At 37.1% G+C, this 17013-nt stretch carries 20 protein-coding genes; 1 reads left to right on the forward strand and 19 read right to left on the reverse strand.

Annotated elements, in window-relative coordinates; translation table 11 throughout:
* Positions 1 to 196: 196 nt before the first annotated feature.
* The 5 genes from fakB to cdaA form a co-directional block, all read right to left on the reverse strand.
* Positions 197 to 1045 (reverse strand): fatty acid kinase binding subunit FakB, encoded by an 849-nt coding sequence (fakB, locus tag O3633_RS03795; RefSeq protein WP_371620433.1) that lies wholly within the window; start codon positions 1043 to 1045, stop codon positions 197 to 199.
* A 3-nt stretch (positions 1046 to 1048) separates the two neighbouring features.
* On the reverse strand, positions 1049 to 1423 hold the full coding sequence (locus O3633_RS03800) for a DUF1149 family protein (protein WP_001050093.1): 375 nt from the start codon (positions 1421 to 1423) through the stop codon (positions 1049 to 1051).
* 65 nt (positions 1424 to 1488) lie between these two features.
* Positions 1489 to 2838 (reverse strand): phosphoglucosamine mutase, encoded by a 1350-nt coding sequence (glmM, locus tag O3633_RS03805; protein WP_371620434.1) that lies wholly within the window; start codon positions 2836 to 2838, stop codon positions 1489 to 1491.
* A 21-nt stretch (positions 2839 to 2859) separates the two neighbouring features.
* A complete protein-coding gene (locus O3633_RS03810; RefSeq protein WP_371620435.1) occupies positions 2860 to 3651 on the reverse strand; it encodes a CdaR family protein in 792 nt (263 codons plus the stop codon).
* Positions 3638 to 4495 carry a diadenylate cyclase CdaA gene (cdaA, locus tag O3633_RS03815; protein WP_371620436.1) on the reverse strand — a complete coding sequence of 286 codons (858 nt, stop codon included), beginning with the start codon at positions 4493 to 4495 and terminating at the stop codon, positions 3638 to 3640. The genes O3633_RS03810 and cdaA overlap by 14 nt, the downstream gene beginning before the upstream one ends.
* Positions 4496 to 4629: 134 nt before the next feature.
* Here cdaA and O3633_RS03820 point away from each other — a divergent pair, with 134 nt between their 5' ends.
* Positions 4630 to 5598 carry an NAD(P)/FAD-dependent oxidoreductase gene (locus O3633_RS03820; RefSeq protein ID WP_371620437.1) on the forward strand — a complete coding sequence of 323 codons (969 nt, stop codon included), beginning with the start codon at positions 4630 to 4632 and terminating at the stop codon, positions 5596 to 5598.
* A 383-nt stretch (positions 5599 to 5981) separates the two neighbouring features.
* On the opposite strand, the gene O3633_RS03825 is transcribed toward O3633_RS03820, so the two are convergent.
* From O3633_RS03825 to O3633_RS03890, 14 genes are all read right to left on the reverse strand, one after another.
* The gene (locus tag O3633_RS03825) at positions 5982 to 7361 is read right to left on the reverse strand and encodes a sensor histidine kinase (RefSeq protein WP_371620438.1); all 1380 of its coding nucleotides are present in this window, start codon (positions 7359 to 7361) and stop codon (positions 5982 to 5984) included.
* The gene (locus O3633_RS03830; RefSeq protein WP_315639467.1) at positions 7352 to 8011 is read right to left on the reverse strand and encodes a response regulator transcription factor; all 660 of its coding nucleotides are present in this window, start codon (positions 8009 to 8011) and stop codon (positions 7352 to 7354) included. The genes O3633_RS03825 and O3633_RS03830 overlap by 10 nt, the downstream gene beginning before the upstream one ends.
* Positions 8012 to 8030: 19 nt before the next feature.
* Positions 8031 to 8768, reverse strand: coding sequence for a lantibiotic immunity ABC transporter MutG family permease subunit (locus O3633_RS03835; RefSeq protein WP_371620439.1), 738 nt, complete (start codon positions 8766 to 8768; stop codon positions 8031 to 8033).
* Positions 8768 to 9505 (reverse strand): lantibiotic immunity ABC transporter MutE/EpiE family permease subunit, encoded by a 738-nt coding sequence (locus O3633_RS03840; RefSeq protein WP_371620440.1) that lies wholly within the window; start codon positions 9503 to 9505, stop codon positions 8768 to 8770. Before O3633_RS03840 ends, O3633_RS03835 begins: the two co-directional genes overlap by 1 nt.
* Positions 9506 to 9507: 2 nt before the next feature.
* The gene (locus O3633_RS03845) at positions 9508 to 10203 is read right to left on the reverse strand and encodes a lantibiotic protection ABC transporter ATP-binding protein (protein WP_371620441.1); all 696 of its coding nucleotides are present in this window, start codon (positions 10201 to 10203) and stop codon (positions 9508 to 9510) included.
* 307 nt (positions 10204 to 10510) lie between these two features.
* Positions 10511 to 11422 carry a DNA-binding protein WhiA gene (whiA, locus tag O3633_RS03850; RefSeq protein WP_371620442.1) on the reverse strand — a complete coding sequence of 304 codons (912 nt, stop codon included), beginning with the start codon at positions 11420 to 11422 and terminating at the stop codon, positions 10511 to 10513.
* Positions 11419 to 12396 (reverse strand): YvcK family protein, encoded by a 978-nt coding sequence (locus O3633_RS03855; protein WP_371620443.1) that lies wholly within the window; start codon positions 12394 to 12396, stop codon positions 11419 to 11421. The genes whiA and O3633_RS03855 overlap by 4 nt, the downstream gene beginning before the upstream one ends.
* Entirely contained in the window at positions 12393 to 13283 is an 891-nt protein-coding gene (gene rapZ / locus O3633_RS03860) for an RNase adapter RapZ (protein WP_004252192.1), read from the reverse strand. The genes O3633_RS03855 and rapZ overlap by 4 nt, the downstream gene beginning before the upstream one ends.
* Before the next feature lie 51 nt (positions 13284 to 13334).
* A complete protein-coding gene (locus O3633_RS03865; protein WP_001140424.1) occupies positions 13335 to 13715 on the reverse strand; it encodes a RidA family protein in 381 nt (126 codons plus the stop codon).
* A gap of 9 nt (positions 13716 to 13724) precedes the next feature.
* Positions 13725 to 14312, reverse strand: a complete 588-nt coding sequence (gene yihA, locus O3633_RS03870) for a ribosome biogenesis GTP-binding protein YihA/YsxC (RefSeq protein ID WP_371620444.1) — start codon at positions 14310 to 14312, stop codon at positions 13725 to 13727.
* Between the two features lie 8 nt (positions 14313 to 14320).
* Positions 14321 to 15553, reverse strand: a complete 1233-nt coding sequence (gene clpX, locus O3633_RS03875; protein ID WP_223333495.1) for an ATP-dependent Clp protease ATP-binding subunit ClpX — start codon at positions 15551 to 15553, stop codon at positions 14321 to 14323.
* A 31-nt stretch (positions 15554 to 15584) separates the two neighbouring features.
* Entirely contained in the window at positions 15585 to 15755 is a 171-nt protein-coding gene (locus O3633_RS03880) for a hypothetical protein (RefSeq protein WP_060955427.1), read from the reverse strand.
* Positions 15755 to 16261, reverse strand: a complete 507-nt coding sequence (locus tag O3633_RS03885) for a dihydrofolate reductase (RefSeq protein ID WP_000162496.1) — start codon at positions 16259 to 16261, stop codon at positions 15755 to 15757. The genes O3633_RS03880 and O3633_RS03885 overlap by 1 nt, the downstream gene beginning before the upstream one ends.
* A gap of 127 nt (positions 16262 to 16388) precedes the next feature.
* Positions 16389 to 16907 (reverse strand): Dps family protein, encoded by a 519-nt coding sequence (locus O3633_RS03890; RefSeq protein WP_371620445.1) that lies wholly within the window; start codon positions 16905 to 16907, stop codon positions 16389 to 16391.
* Positions 16908 to 17013: the final 106 nt, after the last annotated feature.

Consider the following 17013-nt stretch of genomic DNA (forward strand, 5'->3'; position numbering starts at 1 on the left):
AGACAGGCAGCTTTTTTCAAGAGGCAGGTAGTCCGTGTTCAATTTCTAAGATACAAAGCCTGTAAGAACACAAAGTGAAAATAGGAGGTCTGAGAAAGGAGTATCTACTCCTTGGAAGAACTATCTTTTTCACACAGGGTTCCAGGCGTGTTCAATTTTAAGATACAAAGGACGTAAGCTATCCATGAAAAATAGTCTAGATTATTGGTGTATAGCCCAGAGCAATACTTCCTTCTCCCAGGTGAGTCCCAATAACACTACCGAAGGTTGCAATTGAAACATCTGTAGCCACTCCACCATCGATTAAAAGCTGGTGCAAATCTGCTGCTTTTTGAGGAGCATTCCCGTGAATGACAGTAATCTGGTAATTCCCATTAGCTGTTGCTTCTTTAACAATTTCAACTAAGCGTTTTGTAGCCTTTTTCTCTGTACGAACCTTTTCATATACTTCTATCACACCTTGGTCATTGAAGTATAGGATTGGCTTGATACTAAGGAGATTCCCCAAAATAGCCGCGCCATTAGAGAGTCGTCCCCCCTTAACTAGATGGTCAAGATCATCCACCATGATAAAGGCTGAGGTATTTTCAATCTGTTCAGTTACTTTATCTAAGATAGACTCAAAGCCATCTCCTTGCTCTGCCCATTTAAAGACACTCTCAACCATATAGCCTAGGGGAGCGCTTGTAATACGGGTATCAGGAAAGGCAATGGTTAACCCTTCATATTCATCCTTCATATACTGGATATTTTGGTAAAATCCTGATATTCCAGAAGATAGGAAAAGACCTAAGGCATGTGTATAGCCTTTAGCTTTTAATGATGATAAAATTTCAGCCAACTTGGCAATACTTGGTTGACTCGTTTTTGGCAATTCGCTTGCTGAAGCCATTTTTTCATAAAATTCTTGAGCGGTTAGATTTACACCTTCAACATACTCCTGTCCATCGATATTCACAGGAATGTCTAGCACAAATAAATCTTCTTTCCGCAAGGCTTCCGCTTGTAGAAAAGCAGATGAGTCTGTTATGACCGCTAATTTCATTTCTTAAAACTCCAAATTAATCCCCGGTAAATCAAGGGCAATTTCTGTTACTTCATAAGTCAAACGATTAAGCATATCCAAACATGGACGAGCTAGTGTCTCAACCTCTTCTTGGCTGAAATCACTTGGTTGATCGATAATACGACCTTCAACATGGTTGACTTGAGAAATCGTTCCACTAATGACAAATCTATCAAAGACAATCATAAAGCTCAAAACAACTACTAAAGAGGTAACTTGATTTTCTTGATCATGCTGAAGCAACTGGAAGTTTACATCAACCTTAGTTTCAGGTGCTCCATTTTCATTTTCCCATTCAAAGTTACGCGCATCGAAGTGATACTGACTAACAAATTCTTGTTCACGTTTTAAATTCATTTTCATCTCCATTGGTACAATATAGTTGCCATTGTACCATATTTTTTTATTTTCTGCTAGATTTACTAAATACCAATCTCAGTTTTAACAACTTGGACAATAGTGTCTACATAGTAGTCTACTTCCTCAGTGGTTGGGGCTTCAGCCATGACACGCAAGAGTGGCTCCGTTCCACTTGGGCGAACGAGGATGCGACCATTGCCTGCCATTTCTGCTTCCATCTTCTCGATAATAGCCTTGATAGCTGGCACTTCCATAGCTTTTTCTTTCATGGTATTTTCCACACGGATATTGACCAATTTTTGTGGGTAAATGGTCACTTCTGAGGCCAATTGAGACAAACTCTTACCTGTTTCTTGCATGATCTTCGTCAATTGAACAGCTGAAAGCTGACCATCACCTGTTGTATTGTAATCCATCAAGATAACGTGACCTGACTGCTCACCACCGAGATTGTAACCAGATTTTCTCATTTCTTCAACGACATAGCGGTCTCCAACAGCAGTGACTGCTTTATTGATACCCTCACGATCCAAGGCCTTATGGAAACCAAGGTTGGACATAACTGTTGTTACGATCGTGTTTTGGGCCAACTGACCTTTTTCAGAAAGGTATTTACCAATAATGTACATAATCTTGTCACCATCGACAATTTCGCCATTTTCATCTACAGCAATCAAACGGTCGCTATCACCATCAAAGGCTAAACCAATGGCAGATTGGCTTTCTTTTACAAGTTCTTGCAAAGCTTCTGGATGAGTTGAACCAACGTTCAAGTTGATGTTAAGGCCATCTGGTGTTTCACCGATAACTGTTAATTGAGCACCTAGATCTGCAAAAATTTGACGAGCACTTGTTGCAGCTGCTCCGTTAGCAGTGTCCAAGGCAACCTTCATCCCTTCAAGAGGAGTTCCAGTTGAAACAAGATAGGATTCATACTTACGTAAACCTTCCGGGTAGTCAACAACCGTACCCAAGCCCTCTGCACTTGGACGCGGAAGAGTATCTTCACTGGCATCAAGCAAGGCTTCGATTTCTGCTTCTTTGTCATCGTCTAGTTTAAAGCCATCACCACCAAAGAATTTAATTCCATTATCAAGGGCTGGGTTGTGACTAGCTGAAATCATGACACCTGCGCTCGCACCTTCTACTTTAACAAGATAAGCTACTGCTGGTGTTGCAAGAACTCCTAGTTTATAAACGTGAATTCCGACCGAAAGGAGACCAGCAATCAAAGCTGCTTCTAGCATTTGACCTGAGATACGAGTGTCACGTCCTACAAAAACTTTTGGTGCTTCAGTCGTATGTTGACTGAGAACATAACCTCCAAAACGTCCCAATTTAAAAGCTAATTCTGGCGTAAGTTCTACGTTTGCTTCTCCACGGACTCCATCCGTTCCAAAATATTTACCCATGTTATATCCTTTTCTAATTTTTTAGTCTTTATTTGAAGAGTCTGGTTTGGTTTCAGACCCTGTAGTAGAAGATTTCGTTGAAGATGAGCTAGTCGTTGAAGAGGTAGAACTACTTGCTGATCTAGCTTGTTTCGTTGTTATCTTCATGGTTGTTTCATACGGTGTAATCACCGTTGGTAAAACTGTTCCATTCTTATCAATAGCTTGTAAAGGAACTGAACCCGTATAATTTCCAGTAATTTTTTCACTCGTTGGTAAGACAGCTACAATCTTATCAATCTTAGATAAGGTATCGGCATCACTTGTAACTGAAACGCGTTCATCTGAAACGGTCACACTATCGATGAGAATTCGTTCATCAACCTTACCAGAGTCAATCTGTGGAGTGACTGGTAAATTATCCCGTGTTGCCTTCTTCCCAATCTTAACGGTGATTTTCTGTGGTGTTGCTAGAGCTGTTAAACCGCTTGGAAGATTCTCAATGGTCAAGGGAACTTCAATGGTTCCTTCGGTAGCTTGTGTCAAATCTGCAATAACCTTGAATTTACGAGTGCTTTCTTGCATCTCACTAGCCAAGGTCACTCGATTGGATCCAGTTAAAAATACCGTTACTTCTGAACTAAAACCGCTAATAAAATACTGCTCACTATCGTACTGAATATCAATCGGTACATTTACGACTGTATTGGTATAGGTTTCTGTTCGAGCCGGTCTTGCATTATTATTATTTTGGTAATTAATAGAGGTAGCGTAGATAAATAAAACGCAAGCAAATAGGAGTGAGGAGATGATATATAAACTATTTTTTTTCATTCTTCCAGCCTCCTAATATACGCTCTGTTAAGCTTGGCTCTTGTGAATTTTCCGGAATCAGTATACGACGTAGTTCTTCCTCAAATTCTTCCATCGTTAAATCATGCTTAAAGACACCATTATAGGTAATGGAAATGCCTCCAGTTTCTTCTGACACAACAAATGTTAAGGCGTCTGATACTTCAGATAAACCAATAGCTGCACGGTGTCGTGTTCCAAACTCCTTAGAAATACCAGTGTTCTCAGTAAGTGGAAGATAAGCAGATGTTACAGCTATACGATCACCTTTTATAATGACTGCACCATCATGTAAAGGTGTGTTTGGAATGAAGATATTGATTAAGAGTTCTGCAGAAATCTTAGCATCTAAAGGAATCCCCGTGGAAATATATTCCTGCAAGGTTCTGACACGCTGAACAGAGACCAGTGCTCCAATTTTACGAGGGCTCATATATTCTACCGCTTTAACAAAAGCCTGAATCATCTGTTCTTCTGAACTCATTGGTGTACTTGAAAAGAAATCTGTCGCACGTCCTAAACGCTCTAAAACTGTCCGAATTTCTGGGGAGAAAATAACTACCGCTGCGATAACACCGTAAGTAATCAATTGATTGATCAACCAAGAAATAGTCGTTAAGCCCAAGGTATTTGCTGCTATCTGAGCTAAGATAAAAACTAAAACACCTCGAACCAGGATCATAATCTTGGTTCCTGCAATTGATTTTGTAAATTGGTATAAGATATAGGCAACGATAAGAATATCAATCACATTTATCAGAATACTCCAAGGACTGGAAAATAAACTAGACCAGTATTGAAGATTAGATAATTGCTGAAAATTCATTCTGGGCCTCCTCTCCATAAAAAAGCTACTCTTCATTATATCATTTTATATGAAAATTTTCTTCCCCCTACTTCATTTTAAATTGGTAGAAAATATGATAGAATAAAATGATAAAAATGAAATAAGGAGAAACCATGTCTGAACTATATGATATCACCATTGTAGGAGGTGGACCTGTCGGTCTTTTCGCTGCCTTTTATGCTCACCTTCGTCAAGCCAAAGTACAAATCATCGATTCTCTTCCTCAACTAGGTGGTCAGCCTGCTATCCTATATCCTGAAAAACAAATTCTCGATGTTCCTGGTTTTCCAAACCTTACAGGGGAAGAATTGACTAACCGCCTTTTGGAACAACTTGAAGGGTTTGAGACGCCTGTTCACCTCAATGAAACTGTTCTTGAGATTGAAAAAGAGGATGATGTTTTTAAGATTACAACTAATAAGGGAAATCATACTTCTAAAACCGTTATTATTGCTATGGGTGGTGGTGCCTTTAAACCACGTCCACTTGAATTGGAAGGTGTAGAAGGCTATGAAAATATCCACTACCACGTTTCTAATATTCAACAATACGCTGGTCAGAAGGTAACCATCCTGGGTGGTGGTGACTCAGCCGTTGACTGGGCTTTAGCTTTTGAGAAGATTGCTCCAACTACACTTGTCCATCGTCGCGATAACTTCCGTGCTCTTGAGCATAGCGTCCAAGCCTTGCAAGAGTCTTCTGTGACTATCAAAACACCTTTTGTGCCAAGTCAGCTTCTTGGAGATGGAAAAACTTTAGACAAGCTTGAAATCACAAAAGTTAAATCCGAGGAGACAGAAAGCATTGAGTTGAACCACCTCTTTGTCAACTATGGCTTCAAATCTTCTGTAGGTAATCTTAAAAAATGGGGACTTGACCTTAACCGTCACAAGATTATCGTCAATAGCAAGCAGGAGTCAAGCCAAGCTGGAATTTACGCTATCGGTGACTGCTGCTACTACGAAGGTAAGATTGACTTGATTGCGACAGGTCTAGGTGAAGCACCAACTGCCGTTAATAATGCTATCAACTATATCGACCCCGAACAAAAAGTACAACCAAAACACTCTACAAGTCTATAATGTCAAAATTACAATTTTATTAAAAAATCAAGTGAAATTTCATGATAAAACGCATAATAACAAGTATCTAAAGAACTTGCTATTATGCGTTTTTATGATTTTAAAAACTTTTCCACTAACCACCTTTATTTGCTTTTTATAGAAAGTTTAATACTTATTGATTAGTTTTTTAATATTTCCCCTCATTCCGACATATTCAGACTAACAATCTCTGTGCACCGTATGAGTAATACTAGATAATATTCTATCTTAGTGTAATTTGTAGTAAAAGTTCGAAGTTAACATTTACAAATTGACGTTAAATACAGTTATGAACATGTTATAAAGTTTGATGTTAGTGGCTGTTATATTAATTATTACATAAGTCAAATGTTAATCTGGGCTCATTTATTATTCTGTATCGGTAATATAAATTTAACTTCAGCACCATGACAATCTTCTCTATTTTTCAAGATTACTGATCCACCATGTAATTTAATTATTTGTTCAGTAATAAATAGTCCAATACCATAATTGGTTGTAGAATGCCTACTATAATCTCCACGATAGAACTGTTCTTTTGCGTGAATTAAATCGATATCAGAAAAACCTTTCCCATCATCTAATACTGATATTTCTAAAAATTTATCTACAGTTTTTATATCCAATTCCAATATAACTATTCCATTATTATTTTCAATTGAATTCGCTAAGACATTTTGCAATGCTCTCTCTAAGAGTTTCAAGTCTACACTCATTATACCATCTTCAACTACTACATTAGTTTTTAGATTGTTAGAATTAATTGACATTAGTTCTTTAGAAACTGTTACCAATTGTTCTGATACAGTTTTTACTGCCAACGATTGTGGCTGGTATTCAGTGGCATTAGAATTCTTATTCATGATTAGAAGTGTTTTTATATATGCAGATATTCTATTGCTGTTCCTCAGTATATAATCTATATAAATACTCTGGTCCTCTGTCACAGATGTCTTTTTAAGCAACTCAGCATTTCCTTGAACAATAGATACCGGGGTTTTCAAGTCATGTATCAAAGCAGAAATCTGTTTTTGCTTATTTTCTTCCTGTAGCCACTCTTTGATTAATGACTCTTGCAAAGCATTTCTCATTTTCTCCAAGCTAAATAGAACTTCATTAAATTCTTTGACTCTTGAATAATGCAGTTCAAAATCTAAAGTTTGTTCTGATATTTTTTCGGAAGCGGCTAATATAGGTGAAAGCTGTTTTACAAGATATTTAGCCCATACTATTGTAACAACCAATGTATTTAGTAAACTAACTAAAATAATAATACTGAAATACACCATATTAACATTAGGAAAATATTTTGCCATGAATTTATTTGTAAAATAGGGTTTTACTGAATATTGAATAATACAATAACCGTCACTTCGTAAAATTTCCATATAGCTATAAGATGGGGTATTATATACTCTCTCATTATTATAGTATCGAATTGCTCGTTCTTCTTCATCTTTACTCATTGAACTAGTAATGATATTTCCATCCTTTGAAATTAATAGATATGAGGCATTATCTGGTATAAGATTTTTATCAAAGGTCTCTGTATTGGCTATCGCATTCTTCCTCTCATAAATCTGATTTTCTGTGTAATCAGCAGGTAAAATAAATCCTAATGAATACATGGTGGTGAACATCAGAATTACTAAACCAAGTGAAAGAAACAATACAATTCCTACACTTATTAGATATTCTAAAAATATTATTTTTAGCGATTGCCCTTTTAATTTTATTCCCATTTATATCCAATCCCCCATACAGTTACTACTGGAGATACACCTTCCTTCTGTAATTTTGCGCGAATATTTTTAATATGTTCTGAAATAGCTGAAGAATTACCTATTCCATCATATCCAAATATCATCTCATAAATCTGTTCCCTTGAAAATACTTGCCCACGCCTACGAGCTAGAAGTTCACAAATTCGATACTCAGATTTTGTAAAAGGAATTTTCTTATCATTTACATAAATTATATTCGCTGATAAATCAAATCTAATTTCTCCAAGATTTAAACTTAAATGTCTCTCTCGATTTTCTCGACGTAAATGAGCATCAACTCTCGCAATTAATTCGTTTACCCCAAAAGGTTTTAGAATGTAATCATCAGCTCCTGTTGATAAACCCGAAACAATGTCACTTTCCAAAGATTTTGCAGTTAAAAATAAGATGGGACAGTCTACTCTATCTCTAATAGATTTACAATAAGATATACCATCTATCTTTGGCATCATTATGTCTAATAAAATTAAATCATACTCTGATAATTTAGAAATAGGCACCTCTGTTGGATTTTGAAAAATATCTACATGATATAATTTTTGCGTTAAAATATTTTTGATTAAAACTAAGAGATCCATTTCATCATCTATAGCTAATATTTTCACCATCCTATTACCACCTTCATTTCTATTCCATATTAGTTCTGCCGTTCCATTTATTAAACCAAATCAAACTTACAAATAAAATTACAACTATCATTGGTGTTGCAACTAAAGACCATTTAAAAAAATCATAATAAAATAAGTTTTCACCAGATATTTTATCTACAAAGTAAAGACCACAAAGTCTTGAAGACCAAGAACTTGGTATGTAATACCAAATCTTATCCCCCATACTTGTAACAGCAAGCAGAGCTATCAATGTTTCAAAGAAACCAAGACCAATAGAGGCACCACTCCCAAATCTGAGGCTAATAACCAGATGTATTAAATATAACGGAACAACTCCGATAATCATTAAGACTGATTCCAATATCAAATCATAAAATTCTTGATAATTAAAAAACATCAAAAAACTACTTTGGAGTAAAACAAGTGATAGAGATGCACACAACAATAAGGATAATAACTTACCAATATACATACTAGTTCTTGATTGCGAACCAGTTAACATTATCTGAAAACAACCTGCTTCTGCTTCCATTTCTATTACCTTCGCAGTAATAAAACCAATAATAATCGGGAACAATGCACCTAACGTAATCAAATAATTTAATGTGACATCCTCAATTGAATACCTACTTAGGCTTGTAAATTTAAAACCAGCATATATCATAATCACAAATAGTATTGGGAGAAACAGATATAACCAGGGTAACCAAGTATGTTTTATCTTATATAGTTCAGACTTTAAAATATTTATCACTATCCCACCTCCTGTTTTGCAAACCAAATAGATGATAAGTAAGATAATAGAAGAAATAACAGAATTGAGAAGATACATGGAGGCAAAATGGATGTACTTAACATCATATTTCCTGAATCTGCTGGTAGTCCATTTGGCATAATTTTCAGCATTGGAACCATAGCTCTTATACTCCAACTATATGGGGAAAACAACCAATAATCTCCAGCAGAAAACATAATTCCAAGTACAACACCTAGTAAACCATTTATCATAAGACTAATAGAAAAACCAAACTTTTTAGCTAATAGTAGGCAAAATGGAATTTGCCATATGCTTGATACCACTAATACTATACTCGAAACTAATAAAGTACTAAAGCTATAGCTTAAAAATATTTGTTTTCCAAAAATAAATTGCACAATTAAAACTGCTATCAAATGAACCAAACTTGTCATCAGAATCAAACAGCTTGCTACAATAATTTTTGATATCCAAATCTTTCTTAAATCAATACTTAGAGGATAAACTGCCCTATATTTTATTTTTTTATCTTCGTATCGATTCATTAAAGCAGGAATCAGTGCATAAGTAATTGGCATAATTATAGTATACCACCAATTATATGAATCTACTGTAAAATATGGTGGTGCCAGTATATAAGAAAGAATTATCAAAGATATAGGTATTATATAGATTATTTTTTTTAAAAAAGTTCTTTTATATTTTAAATAATCACTAAGGATATAATTTATCATTTTTAATTCTCCTTCTTTACTACTTCCAAAAATAAATTTTCTAAACTTTCTTGAGAGTTTTTTATATCTTGGTATTTTAATTCACCTTCACATATTATTCCGATATAATCTGCAACTTGCTCAACTTCGGAAATATTATGGCTGGATAGAATTACTGTAATGCCTTGTTTTGGAAAGCCAAGAATCATCTCTCTTAATTCTTGAATTCCCAATGGATCTAAGCCGTTGGTTGGCTCATCTAAAATTAATAATTTAGGATTATTTAACAGTGCTATTGCAATTCCTAATCGTTGTTTCATTCCCAAAGAAAATTTTCCACTTCTTTTTTTACCTGTATTTGATAGACCAACGATTTTTAGAACTTCATCAATTCTTGATTCGGGTAATCCAAGTAACATTGTTCTTACTTTTAAATTTTCTCTTGCACTTAAGTTCTCATATAACGGAGGAAGCTCTATCAAGGCACCAATTTGTTCGAGATCCTTTCTACTCCATGTATGATCATTAAATATAATATCTCCGGACGATTTATGAAGCATTCCTGTTATCATCTTTAGTGTTGTTGATTTCCCAGCACCATTTGGACCAAGTAATCCGTAGATACAATTCTCTTTCACTTGTAATGAAATATTATTCACTACAAGTTGATTCCCAAATTTCTTTGACAAATTCCTTGTCTCTAAAATATTTTTTTCCATTTTGATCCTCCTTAAATTTACACTTCAATAATAAAATATAAATTTAAAGATTTTATAAAGAAAATACATAACTATCTATTAATTTTTTAAAAAACTATAACTACGCAATTTAATGAAGATTAAAAATAAAAATTTGAAATTTTTAGTATTCTATCTAGAACCTTAATCTATTAAAACAACGAATCCTCTGAAAATGAAAATTCTACTGAATGAAACTTCAGTAGAATTTTTAGGATTTGAAGTTATTTTAAAAATTTTTCAAACATCTATCTCAATGCATCTTTTTTAAACATCAATATATTATGTTTCACAGTTCATCTGCGATTTTGTTAATCTTTCTCAGTCGATGATTGACACCACTTTTGGTGAGTGGATTTGTCAGACTATCTGCCAACTTTTGAATAGAATAGTCCGGATGATGAATACGCAGACGGGCAACTTCCTGCAAGTCTGCTGGAAGATTATCCAAGCCAATTCTATCTTTGATTTTACTGATATTGTTAATGGTTTTCATACTCGCTGAAACCGTACGAGCAATATTAGCCGTCTCTGCATTATTGGCACGATTGAGATCATTACGAGTTTCTCGGAGAATCTTGACACCTTCAAAAGTATCTCGCGCCTGCATGGCTCCCACCAAAATCAGGAAATCCATAATATCTTCTGCTCGCTGGAGATAGGTCACTGCACCTTTTTTTCGTTCAATCACCTTGGCATCTAACAAAAACTGCTGCAAGAGCGAAGCAATCCCTTGGGCATGATCTAGATAAACTGAACTAATTTCCAGCTGATACTTGCCTGACTCGGGATCACGAATGCTCCCATTTGCTAAGAAGGCTCCACAAAGGTATGCACGACCTGCTTCTTCATCTTCTAAAATATCTGGATCGATCCCAGTCTCCAGACCAAAGAAAGAATCGGCCAAACGCAAATCAGCTAAAAGTTCTTGAACTTGCTCATCTGTAAACACAGTATAAACACGATTTTTACGAAGGTTACTTCTCTGGTGGTGACGAATCTCCGACTTGATGCCATAGAAGTGTAAGAAAGATTCATAGAGATGGCGGGCAAGCTTGGCACTCTCTGTAACAACGGACAAGGTTAAGCCAGAACTCGACAAACCTACGCTTCCAGACATCTTGATAATGGCTGATAACTCATAGCGACTCAGATGGTGCTGACCTAGGATTTCTTCTTTTACTGCTACTGTGAAACTCATTTTCTCACCTGTATGATGTGCATCAATTCATCAACGATTAAATCCCCATCGTGGAAGGCCCCACCATTTTCCAAACGTAGGAAGTTGGATGAAATGACACGTGGGACTTGCTTACGTAAACCTTCAAAATCATGCTCAACCTGTACTAAATACTCATCAAAACGGTTGGTATCCATATAATCTCTAGGTACCTTCTCGATATTAACAAGCACAGTATCAATAAATGGTCTACCCAAATGACGTTGCAAGACTTCCACATGATCACTATCTGTAAAATGCTCAGTCTCGCCACGTTGGGTCATGATATTGCAAACATAAGCTACCTCTGCTTTGGTTTCAAGAAGGGCTTTTCCAATCTCTTCAATGACGATATTCGGCAAAATGGAGGTAAAGAGTGAACCAGGCCCTAAGACAATCATATCACTCTCAAGAATGGTATTCACAACTCGGCGACTTGCTTGTGGTTTTTCATCATCCAGGGTATTGGTGACGTAAACATGATCAATCATGCCTGGATGGTCTGCAATGTGACTTTCCCCAGCTACTTCTGAACCATCTTTAAAGACTGCGTGCAAGGTTAAGGGATGATCACTAGATGGATAAATCTTACCTGTCGTATGGAAAAATTTACTCAGTAATTGCATGGCATTATAGGTTGAACCCTGCATTTCAGAAAGCCCTGCTATGAGAATATTCCCCAGAGGATGTCCAGCAAAGGCACCTGCATCCTCCGAAAAGCGGTATTGAAAAACCTTCTCATAGAACTTTGGCATATCTGACATGGCAACAAGTACATTGCGTAAATCCCCAGGTGGCGTCAACTGCTGCATATTTTTACGCAGTTCACCTGAAGAACCTCCATCATCAGCGACGGTTACAATGGCTGCAATGTCGACATCTCTTTCCCGCAAACTTTTTAAAATAACTGGGATTCCAGTTCCTCCACCGATCACCGTAATTTTTGGTTTTCTCATGAACGGTTTACCGTTTCCTTTCTTCGGTCTTTATCACGATGACTTTCATTTACAGACCAATTCTTAGACAAATCATTGGCTAAGCGTTTGGCAAATGCAACACTTCGGTGTTGTCCACCTGTACAACCTACAGCAATGGTTAAAACTGATTTGCCCTCTTTTTTATAGCCAGGTAGGATTGGTTCGATCAAGGCCAACAAATGGCGGTAAAAATCTTCAGATTCCTCATGATTCATGACATAGTCATAAACGGCCTGGTCTTCACCTGTCTGATTGCGAAGTTCTGGTAGATAGTAGGGATTTGGGAGGAAACGGACATCAAAAACTAAGTCAGCATCAATTGGAATGCCGTATTTAAACCCGAAAGACATAACCTCAATACGGAAGGACTGAGCCTGTTCTTGATCTGAAAATTGCTCTGCAATCGTCTTACGAAGTTCACGGGGAGTTAACTCTGTTGTGTCTACTACGTTTTGACTCATATTTTTCAAGGGTGCCAAAAGTTCGCGTTCCAACTTGATCCCGTCCAAGATACGACCATCTGCTGCCAGAGGGTGACTTCTTCTAGTTTCCTTATAGCGTGCCACCAATTCCTTATCTGCTGCATCCAAAAAGAGGATTTTAAAGTCTAAATCATCTTGATTTTCCAATTCATCCAAGACAGCCTGAATCTCTGAAAAGAAAGAACGGCTACGCATATCAACCACTAGGGCTAACTTGTGGTCATCATCCTTGGTCTCAACCAACTGCAAAAATTTTGGTAAGAGGGCAGGCGGCATATTATCAATGGTAAAATATCCTAAATCTTCAAAGGATTGAATGGCTACAGTTTTTCCTGCACCACTCATTCCTGTCACAATCACCAGGTGAAGTTGTTTCTTTGTCATCATTGTCTCCTTATATCAAAAGAAGTTTGGAAGAACCAAACTTCAACTCGCTTATCCAATCTCTGCAATGACTTCAATTTCGACTTTTACATCGCGAGGAAGACGAGCTACTTCTACAGCTGAACGAGCTGGAAATTCCTTATTAAAGGCTGTTTGGTATACCTCATTGAAAGGTACAAAGTCGTTCATATCACTCAAAAAGCAAGTTGTTTTGACAACATGGTCAAAATCTGTTCCCGCTTCTGCCAAAATAGCTCCAATGTTTTTCAAAACTTGTTCAGTCTGTTCTTGGATCGTTTCTCCTACGATTTCTCCAGTTTCAGGAGATAGTGGAACTTGACCGCTAGCAAACAAAAGATTGCCAACGATTTTTCCTTGAACGTAAGGTCCGATTGCCTTTGGAGCTTTATCTGTATGAATTGTTTTTGCCATTTGTATCCCTCACAATTTTTCTAAAATAGCATCCCAAGCTTGATCCATTCCTGCTTTTGTTACGGATGAAAAGAGGATAAAATCATCGCTTGAATCAAAATTTAATTTCTTTTTAATAGCTGATTCGTGCTTGTTCCATTTACCACGCGGAATCTTGTCTGCCTTGGTCGCCACAATGATGACAGGAATCTCATAATATTTAAGAAATTCGTACATCTGTACATCATCTGCTGACGGATCATGACGAAGGTCAACGAGACTGACAACTGCTCGAAGATTTTCACGAGTGGTTAAGTACTCCTCAATCATGCGACCCCATTTTTCGCGTTCCTTTTTGGAAACACGGGCATAACCATAACCGGGCACATCCACAAAACGCATCTTATCATCAATGTTAAAGAAATTAAGTAGTTGTGTTTTTCCTGGTTTCCCAGAGGTACGAGCTAGATTCTTACGATTGAGCATGGTATTGATAAAACTTGATTTACCAACATTAGAGCGACCTGCAAGAGCAATCTCAGGAAGTTCATCCTGCGGATAGTGGGACTTGTTGGCAGCACTCAGTAAAATCTCAGCATTGTGTGTATTGATTTCCATAGTCACCTCTAGGCTGTCTCTAGGATTGGCTTAGCTGTTCCATCAACTGCTTCTTTTGTGATACGAACAGTTTTCACATTTTCTTGACTTGGAACTTCAAACATAACGTCTAGCATAGTTTCTTCGATGATTGAGCGAAGACCACGCGCACCAGTTTTACGCTCGATGGCTTTGTTTGCAATTTCCTGGAGGGCTTCGTCGTCAAATTCTAACTCAACATCATCATAAGAAAGCAAGGTCTGGTATTGTTTGACCAAGGCATTTCTTGGTTCCTTCAAGATGCGAACCAAATCATCTACTGTCAACTGCTCCAGAGCTGCAAAGACAGGCAAACGTCCAATCAACTCAGGAATAATACCGAATTTCTGAATATCTTCTGCGATGATTTCTTGCATATAAGAGCTGTTTTCGTCAATGGCCTTGCTATTTTGTCCAAAACCGATGACTTTTTCACCCAGACGCTGTTTGACAATCTCTTCGATCCCATCAAAGGCACCACCCACGATAAAGAGGATATTCTTGGTATCCACTTGAATCATTTCTTGTTGTGGATGTTTGCGTCCGCCTTGAGGTGGCACGCTAGCTACAGTTCCCTCGATAATCTTGAGGAGTGCTTGTTGCACCCCTTCACCAGAAACATCACGTGTAATAGAAACATTTTCGCTCTTCTTAGCAATCTTGTCAATCTCATCCACGTAGATAATCCCACGTTCTGCTCGTTCGATGTTAAAGTCAGCTGCTTGCAAGAGTTTGAGGAGGATATTTTCTACGTCCTCACCAACATAACCAGCCTCAGTAAGTGCTGTTGCATCTGCAATGGCAAATGGTACATTCAAACTTCTAGCAAGAGTTTGAGCAAGGAAAGTCTTCCCTGATCCAGTTGGGCCAATCATTAGAATGTTTGATTTTTGCAAATCAACATCTTCAGTCTCTTCACGAGTGTCATGGAAATTAATGCGCTTGTAGTGGTTATATACAGCCACTGCCAGAGCACGTTTGGCACGATCTTGACCAATCACATAGTGGTTCAAAATGTTTAGGAGTTCGATTGGTTTTGGTACTTCAGATAAGTCTGCCAAGACTTCCTCAGCCAACTCCTCACGAATAATCTCCTGGGCCAACTCCACACATTCATTACAGATAAAGGCATTGTTCCCAGCGATTATTTTTTTAACTTCTTCTTGGCTTTTGCCACAAAACGAGCAATAAACCATCATATCATTTTTCCTATTTGTAGGCATGATTCCCTTCCGTTCTAATTGATTTTTCTATCTAAAATAAGGTCATATAAAAAGCATGAATGCTATTCACCAAGTTTGTAAAGGCATTTAGCCAAAGTAGAGTAGCAAGTCCAAAGCGCTTTTTACGAAAAGCGTGTGATCCAGCCACAAGACAGACAGCACACAAAAGAGCTGTAAAAAATCCAAAAATACTGCGCTCCATTAGACTTCCTTTCTCTTTCTATATTCGATAGTAAAATCATAGGCATTTTTCTCATCCTTGATATAAGATTTGCTTGCAACAGTCTCAAAAACAGTCAAGTCGAAATCTGATGGAAAAAAAGTATCCCCTTCAACTTGAGCATGGATTTGTGTCACAATAATCTCATCGAGATAAGGTTCAAAAAGCTGAAAAATCTGCTTGCCACCAATGATATAGAGATTCTTAGCCTGATGATGATACCAACCTAAAACATCCTCAACATTTTGGAAGACCAGAGCACCATCGATTGCTTCTTCAGGATTTCGAGTCAAAATTAAGGTTTCACGTCCTGGAAGCAATCGTCGTCCCATTCCATCAAAGGTGACACGTCCCATCAAGATGGCATGATTCAAGGTTGTTTCTTTAAAATGTTTTAACTCTGCTGGCAAATGCCATGGTAAGCGATCCTCTTTTCCGATTACACCCTTTTCATCTTGTGCCCAGATGGCTACGATTTTCTTTGTCATGCTTTCATCCTTTTTATTGATAGTTCTATTTTATCAAAAATCTTGAAAAAAGACTGTTTTGGAACGCCCTCCGAAATAGAAAAAATCCGTAGAAACTTTCTACGGATTTTTAGAAAAATTCAGTATCTTACAAACCAGGTGCTTGTCCTAATTCTGCTGCAAGCATCCAGACTGTTTTTTCAAGGTCTGCCTTAGCACCAACGAAGATATCATTGGTTACATCATCACCTTCTTCATCTGTTACATCCAAAGCTTTTTGGAAAAGAGTGATGAGGTAACGATAAATTTCAAGAACACGTTCCAAACTTTCTTCTACGTTGCGGAATTCTCCAACTTCTTCTTCGATTTCACTGTGTTGAAGGAATTCTGTCAAAGTAGAGTAAGGTTTGCCACCAAGAGTGATCAAGCGTTCGCTGATTTCATCAAGGTAACCATCAAGGCTATCCATATATTCATCCATCTTAGGATGCCATACCATAAAACCACGTCCACGCATGTACCAGTGTACTTGATGAAGAGCGATATGCGCTACATACAAGTCTGCTACGGCTTGATTCAAGACTTCTTTCGTTTTTACTAGCGTTTCAGGAGCTGTCTTAGATAATGTTGTTACGTCTTTTAATGCATCTTTTTTCAATTCTACCATTTTTCTCACCTCATAATATTATTTTTGCAACCATATTTATTGATTACTATCTCAGTATACTACACCTAGTAGATAAAAGCAAGAAAATTAACCCATATTAAAAAAG

The organism is Streptococcus sp. 27098_8_22 (assembly GCF_041432415.1).
GTDB lineage: Bacteria > Bacillota > Bacilli > Lactobacillales > Streptococcaceae > Streptococcus > Streptococcus pseudopneumoniae_M.

Bases quoted from the DNA above. Each gene is read 5' to 3' on its own strand.
- O3633_RS03865 (WP_001140424.1), bottom strand. From the start codon at position 13,715: ATGGCAAAAACAATTCATACAGATAAAGCTCCAAAGGCAATCGGACCT.
- O3633_RS03820 (WP_371620437.1), top strand. From the start codon at position 4,630: ATGTCTGAACTATATGATATCACCATTGTAGGAGGTGGACCTGTCGGT.
- fakB (WP_371620433.1), bottom strand. From the start codon at position 1,045: ATGAAATTAGCGGTCATAACAGACTCATCTGCTTTTCTACAAGCGGAA.
- yihA (WP_371620444.1), bottom strand. From the start codon at position 14,312: ATGGAAATCAATACACACAATGCTGAGATTTTACTGAGTGCTGCCAAC.
- whiA (WP_371620442.1), bottom strand. From the start codon at position 11,422: ATGAGTTTCACAGTAGCAGTAAAAGAAGAAATCCTAGGTCAGCACCAT.
- O3633_RS03830 (WP_315639467.1), bottom strand. From the start codon at position 8,011: ATGGTGAAAATATTAGCTATAGATGATGAAATGGATCTCTTAGTTTTA.
- O3633_RS03855 (WP_371620443.1), bottom strand. From the start codon at position 12,396: ATGAGAAAACCAAAAATTACGGTGATCGGTGGAGGAACTGGAATCCCA.
- glmM (WP_371620434.1), bottom strand. From the start codon at position 2,838: ATGGGTAAATATTTTGGAACGGATGGAGTCCGTGGAGAAGCAAACGTA.
- O3633_RS03890 (WP_371620445.1), bottom strand. From the start codon at position 16,907: ATGGTAGAATTGAAAAAAGATGCATTAAAAGACGTAACAACATTATCT.
- O3633_RS03885 (WP_000162496.1), bottom strand. From the start codon at position 16,261: ATGACAAAGAAAATCGTAGCCATCTGGGCACAAGATGAAAAGGGTGTA.
- rapZ (WP_004252192.1), bottom strand. From the start codon at position 13,283: ATGACAAAGAAACAACTTCACCTGGTGATTGTGACAGGAATGAGTGGT.
- O3633_RS03880 (WP_060955427.1), bottom strand. From the start codon at position 15,755: ATGGAGCGCAGTATTTTTGGATTTTTTACAGCTCTTTTGTGTGCTGTC.
- cdaA (WP_371620436.1), bottom strand. From the start codon at position 4,495: ATGAATTTTCAGCAATTATCTAATCTTCAATACTGGTCTAGTTTATTT.
- O3633_RS03800 (WP_001050093.1), bottom strand. From the start codon at position 1,423: ATGAATTTAAAACGTGAACAAGAATTTGTTAGTCAGTATCACTTCGAT.
- O3633_RS03845 (WP_371620441.1), bottom strand. From the start codon at position 10,203: ATGGAAAAAAATATTTTAGAGACAAGGAATTTGTCAAAGAAATTTGGG.
- O3633_RS03825 (WP_371620438.1), bottom strand. From the start codon at position 7,361: ATGGGAATAAAATTAAAAGGGCAATCGCTAAAAATAATATTTTTAGAA.
- O3633_RS03810 (WP_371620435.1), bottom strand. From the start codon at position 3,651: ATGAAAAAAAATAGTTTATATATCATCTCCTCACTCCTATTTGCTTGC.
- clpX (WP_223333495.1), bottom strand. From the start codon at position 15,553: ATGCCTACAAATAGGAAAAATGATATGATGGTTTATTGCTCGTTTTGT.
- O3633_RS03840 (WP_371620440.1), bottom strand. From the start codon at position 9,505: ATGATAAATTATATCCTTAGTGATTATTTAAAATATAAAAGAACTTTT.